The 10,671-nt window shown below is 68.0% G+C and carries 8 protein-coding genes and 3 pseudogenes; all 11 read left to right on the forward strand.

Annotated elements, in window-relative coordinates; genetic code table 11:
* Positions 1-629 (forward strand): TetR/AcrR family transcriptional regulator (locus tag AC2W7M_RS12185; RefSeq protein WP_486132590.1); only part of this gene is annotated, 629 nt, incomplete at its 5' end.
* Positions 626-1,588: an HlyD family secretion protein gene (locus AC2W7M_RS12190; protein WP_486132591.1), complete on the forward strand. Its 963-nt coding sequence runs from the start codon at positions 626-628 to the stop codon at positions 1,586-1,588. The genes AC2W7M_RS12185 and AC2W7M_RS12190, both read left to right, overlap by 4 nt.
* 32 nt (positions 1,589-1,620) lie before the next feature.
* Positions 1,621-2,601: an ABC transporter ATP-binding protein gene (locus AC2W7M_RS12195; RefSeq protein ID WP_486132595.1), complete on the forward strand. Its 981-nt coding sequence runs from the start codon at positions 1,621-1,623 to the stop codon at positions 2,599-2,601.
* Positions 2,598-3,763, forward strand: a pseudogene (locus tag AC2W7M_RS12200) (ABC transporter permease). The gene AC2W7M_RS12195 and the pseudogene AC2W7M_RS12200 overlap by 4 nt, the downstream one beginning before the upstream one ends.
* A 365-nt stretch (positions 3,764-4,128) precedes the next feature.
* Positions 4,129-5,749 (forward strand): annotated as a pseudogene (gene ccoN / locus AC2W7M_RS12205) (cytochrome-c oxidase, cbb3-type subunit I).
* Between the two features lie 11 nt (positions 5,750-5,760).
* Positions 5,761-6,522 carry a cytochrome-c oxidase, cbb3-type subunit II gene (gene ccoO / locus AC2W7M_RS12210; protein WP_486132592.1) on the forward strand — a complete coding sequence of 254 codons (762 nt, stop codon included), beginning with the start codon at positions 5,761-5,763 and terminating at the stop codon, positions 6,520-6,522.
* 3 nt (positions 6,523-6,525) lie between these two features.
* Positions 6,526-6,687: a cbb3-type cytochrome c oxidase subunit 3 gene (locus AC2W7M_RS12215; protein WP_121621482.1), complete on the forward strand. Its 162-nt coding sequence runs from the start codon at positions 6,526-6,528 to the stop codon at positions 6,685-6,687.
* A gap of 4 nt (positions 6,688-6,691) precedes the next feature.
* Positions 6,692-7,572 (forward strand): annotated as a pseudogene (gene ccoP, locus AC2W7M_RS12220) (cytochrome-c oxidase, cbb3-type subunit III).
* 383 nt (positions 7,573-7,955) lie between these two features.
* Positions 7,956-9,434 (forward strand): cytochrome c oxidase accessory protein CcoG, encoded by a 1,479-nt coding sequence (ccoG, locus tag AC2W7M_RS12225; protein ID WP_486132593.1) that lies wholly within the window; start codon positions 7,956-7,958, stop codon positions 9,432-9,434.
* A gap of 61 nt (positions 9,435-9,495) precedes the next feature.
* Positions 9,496-9,960 (forward strand): FixH family protein, encoded by a 465-nt coding sequence (locus tag AC2W7M_RS12230; RefSeq protein ID WP_486132596.1) that lies wholly within the window; start codon positions 9,496-9,498, stop codon positions 9,958-9,960.
* 217 nt (positions 9,961-10,177) lie between these two features.
* Entirely contained in the window at positions 10,178-10,516 is a 339-nt protein-coding gene (locus tag AC2W7M_RS12235; protein WP_486132594.1) for a cation transporter, read from the forward strand.
* Positions 10,517-10,671 lie beyond the last annotated feature (155 nt).

Genomic DNA, 10,671 nt, shown 5'->3' on the forward strand with positions numbered 1-10,671 from the left:
CGGCGCGCCCGCGCCATGAGCAAGGAGGACCGCCGCCGCGCGATTCTGGAGGCGCGCTCGCGGTGTTCGCGGCGCAGGGTTTCGCGGCCGCCCGGCTGGACGACGTGGCGCGCGGGGCGGGCGTCGCCAAGGGCACGCTCTATCTCTACTTCGCCGACAAGGAGGCCCTGTTCCGCGGCCTCGTGGAGGAGATGATCGCGCCGGTGCTACTCGACGCCGACGCGTTGGTGCCCCTGTTCCCCGGCCATACGCGCGACCTGCTCGACGCGCTCATGGAGATGCTCGTCTCGCGCATCCTCGATCGGCCAGCGCAGGCGATCATCCGCCTCATGATTTCCGAGGGTCCGCGCTTTCCCTCGCTCGCCGCCTATTACCACAGGGAGGTGGCGACCCGAGGACTGGCGCTGCTGCGCCAGGTGGCGCGCCGGGCCCGCGAGCGCGGCGAGATCACCAGCGATGCGGCGGAGCGCTTCCCGCAGCTGGTCGTCGCCCCAGCGCTGCTTGCCGTGGTGTGGAACGCCCTGTTCGGCACCTTCGATCCTCTCGATCCCCGCGCCCTGCTGCGCGCCCACCGGGACCTGCTGCTCGCGGGCCTCGGCTGGAGCGACCCGTCCGAGGCTGCCCCATGAGTCAGACCCTTGGTGCGCGCCCGCGCCTGCGCACCGCGCTCGCCGCCGCGCTCCTCGCCGCCTTGCCGCTGGTGCTCGCCGGTTGCGGGCAGAATGGGCCGCAAAGCTATTCCGGCTATGTGGAAGGCGACCTGCTCTTCATCGGCCCCGAGGAGGCCGGCCGCCTCACCGCCCTGGCCGTCCGGGAGGGCGACAAGGTCAAGGCCGGGGACGTGCTGGCGCGGGTGGAGGACGACCTCCAGCAGGCCGAGGTGCGGGCCGCGCAGGCGCAGCTCAAGCAGGCGCAGGCGCAGCTGGAGAATGCCCGCTCGCCGCTCCAGCGGCCGGAGGAGATCGCCATCCTGGAGGCCTCGGAGACGCGCGCCGCCGCGGCGCTTGATCTCTCGCGCATCGAGCTCGCCCGGCAGAAGCAGTTGGTGCCCAAGGGCGCGTCCTCGCAGGCCAATCTCGATGCCGCGCAGCACGATTTCGACCAGAAGCAGGCCGCCCTGGACGAGGCGCGCCGGCGCATCTCCGCCGCCCGCATCGCCTCGCGCAGCCAGGAGATCGACGCCGCCGAGCAGGCCGCCGACGCCGCGAAGGCGCAGTTGGAGGCGGCGCGCATCCGCCTGGCGCGGCGCGCTTTGAAGACGCCGCGCGAGGGCACGGTGCAGACCGTCTATTTCCGCGTCGGCGAACTGGTGCCGGAGGCCGGCCCGTGGTCTCGGTTCTGCCGCCGGGACTGGTCAAGGTTCGCTTCTTCGTGCCCGAGGCGGCGCTGCCCCAGGTGGCGGTCGGCCAGGAGATCGACGTCACCTGCGACGGCTGCCCGCCGCTCAAGGCCAGGGTCTCCTTCATCGCTGACGCGGCGGAATACACCCCGCCGATCATCTACAGCCGTGAGGAGAGGGCGAAGCTGGTCTATCTGGTCGAGGCGCGGCCCACCGATCCCGCCGCCGCGCGGCCCGGCCAACCGGTGAGCGTGACCTTGGGACCGAAGCCGTGAGCGGGGCTGGCGTCGCGCCGCCGAGAGCCGGCCGGCCCGGGCGACGACATTGCCATCGAGGTGGAGGGACTGAGCAAGCGGTTCGGCGCGAACCTCGTGGTGGACGATCTGACCATGAGCGTGAAGCGCGGTCAGATCTACGGCTTCCTCGGCCCCAACGGCTCCGGCAAGACCACCACCATCCGCATGCTGTGCGGGCTTCTGACGCCCGATGCCGGCCGCGGAACCTGCCTCGGCATGGACATCCTGACGGAGGGCCGGGAGATCCGCGCCCATGTGGGCTACATGACCCAGCGCTTCTCGCTCTACCAGGACCTCTCCGTGAAGGAGAACCTGGAATTCGTCGCCCGCCTCTACGGGGTGCCGAAGCCGGAGGCGGCGGCGCAGGCGGCGCTGGAGCGACTCGGCCTCAAGGGACGCGGGCGCCAGCTGGCGGGCGAGCTGTCCGGCGGCTGGAAGCAGCGCCTCGCGCTCGGCGCCTGCATCCTGCCCGAGCCCGATCTGCTGCTGCTCGACGAGCCCACCGCCGGCGTCGATCCCCAGGCGCGCCGGGAGTTCTGGGCGCAGATCCATGCGCTGGCGGCCGAGGGCCTGACCGTGCTGGTCTCCACCCACTATATGGACGAGGCCGAGCGCTGCCACGAGATCGCGTATATCGCCTATGGCCGCCTGCTCGCGCAGGGCACGGTGGCGAGCGTGATCGCCGCCTCGGGGCTCAACACCTACACCGTGGACGTGAAGGGCGAGGGGCCGCGCGAGGCGAGCCAGCGCATCACCGACCTGTCGCAGAAGCTTGCCGCGGCGCTGGGCGTCGACATGGTGGCGCCGTTTGGCACCTCGCTCCACATCTCCGGCCGGGACGCCGCGGCGCTGGACGCCGCCATCGCGCCATTCCGTGCCGAGCCGCATTTGGTCTGGCGCAAGGACGAGCCGACCCTGGAGGACGTGTTCATCGACCTCATGCGCGGCAAGGACGCCCGGCGATGACGGCGCGCACCGGCGTCGCCGGCTTCCTCGGCCGGGTCATGGCCATGATCGTGAAGGAATACATCCAGCTCACGCGGGACCGCGTGACCTTCGCCACCATGATCATGATCCCGCTGCTGCAACTGGTGCTGTTCGGCTACGCCATCAACACCACGCCGCGCCATCTGCCCACCGCCGTGTTCTCGCACGAGAATTCCGATGTCTCCCGCGCCATCCTCGCGGCGCTGCGCAACACCGCCTTCTTCTCCTTCGTCCGCGAGGCGCAGAGCGCGGAGGAGGCGGAGCACCTGGTGCGCGCGGGGGAGGTGCTGTTCTTCGTCGAGATCCGGCCGGGTTCGAGCGCAGCCTGAGGCGCGGCGACCGCCCGCAGATCCTGGTGGCGGCGGACGCCACCGACCCGGTCGGCACGGGCAATGCGCTCGCCGCGCTCTCCGGCGTGGTGTCGTCCGCGCTGGTGCGTGAGCGCTTCGTCGGCGCCATCGCCGAGGAGGCGCAGGGGCGCGATGCCACCAGCCAGGACGCGTTCGAGATCGTCCAGCACCGGCGCTACAATCCCGCCGGCACCAGCCAGCTCAATATCGTGCCGGGCCTGCTGGGCACCATCCTCACCATGACCATGCTGATCTTCACCGCGCTCTCCGTGACGCGCGAGATCGAGCGCGGCACCATGGAGAGCCTGCTCGCCATGCCGATCCACCCGGTGGAGATCATGCTGGGCAAGATCGTGCCCTATGTGATGGTGGGCATCCTCCAGGCGGTGCTGATCCTCGGCGCCGGGATCATCCTGTTCGCGGTGCCGGTGGAGGGCAGCGTGATCGTGCTGTCTGCGGCGACGCTGCTCTTCATCACCGCCAACCTCTCCATCGGCTACACCTTCTCCACCCTGGCGCAGAACCAGCTCCAGGCGGTGCAGATGTCGTTCATGTTCTTCCTGCCGTCGATCCTGCTGTCCGGCTTCATGTTCCCCTTCTCGGGCATGCCCCAATGGGCGCAGTGGATCGGCGAAGGGCTGCCGCTCACCCACTACCTGCGCATGGTGCGGGGCATCCTGCTGAAGGGCTCCGGCCTTTCGGACCTGGCGCGCGACGGGGCGGCGCTGTTCGGCCTGATGCTGCTCGCCATGGGCATCGCGGTGGCGCGGTTCCGCCAGACGCTCGATTAGTCCGGCAGCGCTCAAGACGGATCATGCCGCGCGCAAGATGTCGCCAAGCTGTCCACGGGCAATCTCTATCCCTGTGCACGAAAACGGGAGGCCAGCCGCGCCGAGTGGGCAGTCAACCCGGGGAGAGGTGCCCGAAGAAGTATGATGGAAGATCAAATCGCTGGAACCCGCGGAAAAACCGCGACCCGCGGCCGCAGCGCGCATGCGCCACGCGGCCTCACGCACCTTTGACCTGTATCAAGGTGAAATCGGGACCGCCGCGCATGGTGCGGCCTGGGTCCAGCGGCCGAGATTCCATTGCTGCGGAGCGAGGGGTTCTGCAAATGTCAACCATACAAGATCCAATCCAGGCCCCGGCCAAGTCGATGACGTTCGGCGAGATGGCGGCGCTGGTGGGCTTCTCCGCCTTCGCCTTTCTCTCCATCGTCATCGCGGCCAAGGCGTACACGCCGGAATACGCGTTCCACGCCTACCTTTTCGCCGCGCGAGCATCGCCAGCGTGTTCGCGATCGGCAACCGCTACATGAACCGCCCGGCCGGTCCGGTGCCGCAGTTCATCGACGGCAAGCCGAACTACAATTTCGACGTGGTGAAGGTGGGCACCATCTTCGCGGTGGTGTGGGGCATCGCCGGCTTCCTGGTGGGCGTGATCGCCGCGCTCCAGCTCGCCTTCCCCATGTTCAACTTCGATCTGCCCTGGATCTCCTTCGGCCGGCTGCGGCCGCTGCACACCTCGGCGGTGATCTTCGCCTTCGGCGGCAACGTGCTGATCGCGACCTCCTTCTACGTGGTCCAGCGCACCTCGCGCGCACGCCTTGCCGGCGACATCGCGCCGTGGTTCGTCATCCTCGGCTACAATTTCTTCATCGTCATCGCCGGTACCGGCTATCTCCTGGGCATCACCCAGTCGAAGGAATATGCCGAGCCGGAATGGTATTCCGACCTGTTCCTGACGGTGGTCTGGGTCACCTATTTCCTCGTGTTCCTGGTGACGGTGCTGAAGCGGACCGAGCCGCACATCTATGTGGCCAACTGGTTCTACTTCGCCTTCATCATCACCATCGCGGTCCTGCACCTCGGCAACAATGCGACGATCCCGATCTCGCTGTTCTCGCCGAAGTCCTACATCGTCTGGTCCGGCGTGCAGGACGCCATGTTCCAGTGGTGGTACGGGCACAATGCGGTGGGCTTCTTCCTCACCGCCGGCTTCCTCGCCTTGATGTACTATTTCATCCCGAAGCGGGCGGACCGGCCGGTCTATTCCTACCGGCTGTCCATCGTCCACTTCTGGGCGCTGATCTTCATCTATATCTGGGCCGGCCCGCATCATTTGCACTACACGGCGCTGCCGGACTGGGCGCAGACGCTGGGCATGACCTTCTCGGTGATCCTGTGGATGCCCTCCTGGGGCGGCATGATCAACGGCCTCATGACGCTCTCGGGCGCCTGGGACAAGCTGCGCACCGACCCCGTGATCCGCATGATGGTGGTGGCGGTCGCGTTCTACGGCATGTCCACCTTTGAAGGTCCGATGATGTCGGTGAAGGCGGTGAACTCGCTCAGCCACTACACCGAATGGACCATCGGCCACGTGCATTCCGGCGCGCTGGGCTGGGTCGCCTACATCTCGTTCGGCGCCATCTACTGCCTGGTGCCCTGGCTCTGGCACAAGAGGGAAATGTATTCGATGAAGGCCGTGTCCTGGCACTTCTGGGTCTCCACCCTCGGCATCGTGCTCTACATCTCCTCCATGTGGGTGGCGGGCATCCTGCAGGGCCTGATGTGGCGCGCCTATACCAAGCTGGGCTTCCTGGAATACTCGTTCATCGAGACGGTGGAGGCCATGCACCCGCTCTACGTGATCCGGGCGCCGGCGGCATCCTGTTCCTCGCGGGCGCCTTCATCATGGCCTGGAACGTCTGGAAGACCATCACCATGCCCGAAGCTGCGGCCGAGCCCAAGCTCGCGCTGGCGCCGGCGGAATGACGGAGGCAGACATGGCGTCCCAAGGAACCTCCACCGGCACCTCGATCTGGTCCAAGCACCAGATCTTCGAGAAGCACTCCTACTGGCTGATGCTGGGCATCCTGGTGATGATCTCCATCGGCGGCCTGGTGGAGATCGCTCCGCTCTTCTACCTGAAGAGCACCATCGAGAAGGTCGAGGGCATGCGGCCCTACACCCCGCTGGAACTCGCCGGGCGCAACATCTATGTGCGAGAGGGCTGCTACAATTGCCACTCGCAGATGATCCGCCCGCTGCGCGACGAGGTGGAGCGCTACGGCCACTATTCGCTGGCGGCCGAGAGCATGTACGACCGCCCGTTCCAGTGGGGCTCCAAGCGCACGGGGCCGGACCTTGCCCGCGTCGGCGGCAAGTATTCGGACCTCTGGCACCTGGAACACCTGAACAATCCGCGCGCGGTGGTGCCGGCTTCCATTATGCCGTCCTATCCCTGGCTGGCGCAGACCCGTCTGAACGCCAAGCACATCGGCGACGACATGCGGGTTCAGCAGATCCTCGGCGTGCCCTACACGGACGAGATGATCGAGAAAGCGCAGGCGGACCTGAAGACCCAGGCCACCGGCGACGCCGATGACGCGGACGGCCTGGAGAAGCGCTACCCGAAGGCGCAGGTGCGCGACTTCGACGCCAATCCGGGCACGCTCACCGAGGCGGACGCGCTGATCGCCTACCTCCAGATGCTCGGCACGCTCGTGGACTTCAAGCTCTACGACAACAAGGCGAACGTGAGGTGAGCCATGAGCGATACCTATAACGCCCTCGCCGGGTTCGCCCAGACCTTCGGTCTCATCCTGTTCGTCGCCGCCTTCGCGGCGGTGGTGGCCTACGTCTTCTGGCCGTCGAAGAAGCGCAAGAAGGACTTCGACGACGCCGCCCAAATTCCTCTCAAGGAGGATTGATCCGGTGAGCACGACACACGATCACCACGGCTCCGTGGACCCGGTAACGGGCGTCTCCACCACCGGCCACGAGTGGGACGGCATCTCGGAACTCAACACTCCACTGCCGCGCTGGTGGCTCTGGGTGTGGTACGCCACCATCGTCTGGGCGGTGGGCTACTGGCTGCTCTTCCCGGCCTGGCCGCTGATCTCCGGCGCCACGCCCGGCCTGCTCGGCTGGAACTCGCGCTCGGCGGTGCAGGTCCAGATCGCCGACCTCAACGCGCTGCGCGCCGAGAGCGCGGCCAAGCTCACCAGCGCCTCGCTCGAGCAGATCGAGCAGACGCCGGCGCTCCTGAACCTCGCCCGGCGCAGGGACGCGTCGCCTTCGCCGACAATTGCGCGCCGTGCCACGGCGCGGGCGGCGGCGGTGCCACCGGCTATCCCAACCTCAACGACGACGACTGGCTCTGGGGTGGCTCGCTGGAGCAGATCCAGCAGACCATTCAGCACGGCATCCGCTCGAGCGACCCGGACACGCACCAGGGCAACATGCCCGCCTTCGGCAAGGACGGCATCCTTCAGAAGCCGGAAATCTCCGCGGTGGCGGACTATGTTCGGGTGCTGGCCGGGCTGCAGAAGCCGGGCGCCGACCAGGCCAAGGGCCAGGAGGTCTATGCCGCCAACTGCGCCGCCTGCCACGGCGACGACGGCAAGGGCAACCAGGAACTCGGCGCGCCCAACCTGACCGACGGCATCTGGCTCTACGGTTCCGACAAGGCCACCATCGAGCAGGGCATCATCAACGGCCGTGGCAACGTGATGCCGGCGTGGCACTCGCGCCTCGACCCCACCACCATCAAGGCGCTCACGGTCTACGTCCACTCGCTGGGCGGCGGCCGCTGACCACCCGCACGGCGGGACCGCAGAGGTCCCGCCGTGAAAAGCAAGGGCACTGCGCGGCGCCGGAGCGGCGCGCGCAGCGTCGATGTCCGCGATGTCAAAACGTCGCGCGGCCAATCGCGGCGCGACGAGATGGCGGCCTGACCGGGGCAACATTCTAGATTACGAATGTTGCAAGACTTCCAAGGTCTCTCAGGCCGGCTTGGCTCAGGATGTCCGTCGCCCTTCAGCGCCGGAAGCGTCCTGGGAAAGGTCCTCCGGAGGGGCACGGAGGATGCCCGGGCCGCACGATGCGACGGCCGGGATCGGGCAAGGGAGGTCCAGTAAGGACCATGGCATCTGCTCCTGCCGAAGCCAGGCGGGGCCCAACTTCGGCGATCGACACGATGACTGCCCTGTCAACGAAGCCCAAGCAGACCAGCGCCGCGGAAGCCGCCGCGCTGACGCATGCCGCGGACGTGGACGACATCCCGCTCTATGAAGCGCGCAAGCAGATCTATCCGCAGAGCGTCCACGGCCGGTTCCGCACCATCAAGTGGGTGGTGCTGGCGATCACGCTGGGCATCTATTACTTCCTGCCCTTCGTGCGCTGGGACCGGGGGCCGGATGCGCCGAGCCAGGCGGTTCTGATCGATTTCCCCAACCGGCGCTTCTATTTCTTCTTCCTGGAGATCTGGCCGCAGGAATTCTACTACGTCGCCGGCCTGCTGATTCTCGCCGCCCTGATCCTGTTCCTCATGAACGCGGTCGCCGGACGCGTGTGGTGCGGCTACATGTGCCCGCAGACCGTGTGGACCGACCTCTTCATGGCGGTGGAGCGCCTGATCGAGGGCGACCGGCGCGAGCGCATCCGCTCGGACGCGGCGCCCTGGACGCTCGACAAGTTTGCCCACAAGACGCTCAAGCATTCCGTCTGGCTGCTGATCGCCTGGTGGACCGGCGGCGCCTGGGTGCTCTATTTCGCCGATGCGCCGACCCTGGTGGTGGAGCTCGCCACCTTCCAGGCGCCCGCGGTCGCCTACATGTCCATCGGCGTGCTCACCTTCACCACCTATGCGCTGGCCGGCCACATGCGCGAGCAGGTGTGCACCTATATGTGCCCGTGGCCGCGCATCCAGGCGGCGCTGACGGACGAGTATGCGCTCAACGTCACCTATCTCTACGACCGCGGCGAGCCGCGCGCCTCGGTGAAGAAGGCGGCGGTGGCCCGCGCCCACGGCGACAAGGCCGGCGACTGCATCGATTGCGACCAGTGCGTCGCCGTGTGCCCCACCGGCGTCGACATCCGCAACGGGCTGCAGCTCGCCTGCATCCAGTGCGGCCTGTGCATCGACGCCTGCAACACCGTGATGACCAAGGTCGGCCGGCCGGGCAACCTCATCACCTATGAGAGCGAGGCGAACCTTGAGGCGCGCATCGCCGGCAAGCCGTTCGTCCAGCGCATCATCCGGCCCCGCACGGTGCTCTATATGGCGCTGATCGTGCTGGCCTGCGGGCTGATGCTGACGGCGCTGGTGGGCCGCTCCACCGAGGGCATCGCCGCGATCCATGACCGCAACCCGGTGTTCGTGCGCCTGTCCGACGGCGCGATCCGCAACGCCTACACCGTGCGGCTCACCAACAAGCAGCTCGCCGAGCGCACCTTCGCCCTCTCGGTCGACGGCGTGCCGGGCGCGCATCTCGAGGTGATCGGCGACGAGGCGGACCGGCTCGTGGTGGGGCCGGACCAGACGCGCGAGCTGCGCGTGCTCGTGACCACCCGCGACAAGCTGGAGCCCGGCGCGTCGCTGCCGATCACGTTCGTGCTGCGCGACACGACTGCGGACCTCAGCGCCAAAGTCGCCGATCATTTCATCGGGCCTTGAGGGGGGCGATCATGAGGGAGCATGCCATGACGGCAGACCAGGGCAGCGGGCGCCCCGCGAGATCACCGGCCGGACGGTGCTGTTCGCGCTCCTCGCCTTCTTCGGCGTGGTGATCGGCGTGAACATGGTCATGGCGCGCTTCGCCGTGTCCACCTTCGCCGGGGTCGAGACCGAAAGCTCGTACAAGGCCGGCCTCGCCTTCAAGGGCGAGGTGGCGGCGGCGGAGCGCCAGGAGGCGCGCCACTGGGCCGTGGACGTGGGCCTAGCGTCCGCCGGCCAGGACCGCACCGTTCTGGTGAGCGCCACCGATGCGGCGGGCCGGCCGCTCACCGGGCTGGTGGCCGACGGGCGCCTTGCCCATCCCACCGACCGGCGGCGCGACGTGACCCTCGATCTGGAGCCGCTGGGCGCAGGACGCTACCGCGCCAAGGCCGAGGCGGGGCCGGGCCAGTGGGATCTGGTGATTGATTTCTCGCAAAGCGGCGAGCGGGTGTTCCGGTCCAAGAATCGGGTGCAGCTTCCGTAAGCCCCTAAGGGCAAGCCGGCCCCCGAGCCGGGATCCCGAGGGAGCGTCGAGACTGTCGGACGGCACGTCCAGTCACCGGCCGTCCGGGCCTTGGAGTACGATAGGATGGCCGGTTCGTCGCACCGGCACGCTATCGTACTCCTCCTCTATTTGTGGCGGCCGGCGGCGTGCGGCCGTGGCCGCCGCCAGCAACGCCGGAAGGATGCCCGGAGTGGGTATGGCCCAGGCCGTCGATTACTCGATGTTCGTCGCCAAGGGTGAGGACGGCCTCCCCCAGATGAGCCTCGCCGTCGACGGCATCGACTGCGCCGCCTGCATCGGCGACATCGAGAAGGGCGTGGCGGCGCTGCCCGGCGTGGTGCGCGCGCGCCTCAACTATTCCACCCACCGCTTGACCGTGGCCTTCGAGGAGGACACCGCGCCCGCCGCCGTGGTGGGGCGCCTGGAGGCGCTCGGCTATCGCGCCCATCCCTTCGCCGCCGCGCCGAGGAGAGCGAGGCGCGCCACGCCCAATGGCTGCTGCGCTGCCTCGGGGTGGCGGGCTTCGCGGCCATGAACATCATGCTGCTGTCGGTCTCGGTGTGGTCCGGCACGTCACCGACATCACCCCCGAGACGCGCGACTTCTTCCATTGGATATCCGCGCTCATCGCGCTGCCGGCGGCCGCCTATGCCGGCCAGCCCTTCTTCCAGAGCGCCATGCGGGCGCTGC

Source organism: Xanthobacter sp. BG11Y11_SDJG, from assembly GCF_057364445.1.

Excerpts from the sequence above, each read along its gene's own strand:
- AC2W7M_RS12190 (WP_486132591.1), top strand. The coding sequence starts at position 626 with ATGAGTCAGACCCTTGGTGCGCGCCCGCGCCTGCGCACCGCGCTCGCC.
- ccoO (WP_486132592.1), top strand. The coding sequence starts at position 5,761 with ATGGCGTCCCAAGGAACCTCCACCGGCACCTCGATCTGGTCCAAGCAC.
- AC2W7M_RS12215 (WP_121621482.1), top strand. The coding sequence starts at position 6,526 with ATGAGCGATACCTATAACGCCCTCGCCGGGTTCGCCCAGACCTTCGGT.
- ccoG (WP_486132593.1), top strand. The coding sequence starts at position 7,956 with ATGACTGCCCTGTCAACGAAGCCCAAGCAGACCAGCGCCGCGGAAGCC.
- AC2W7M_RS12235 (WP_486132594.1), top strand. The coding sequence starts at position 10,178 with ATGGCCCAGGCCGTCGATTACTCGATGTTCGTCGCCAAGGGTGAGGAC.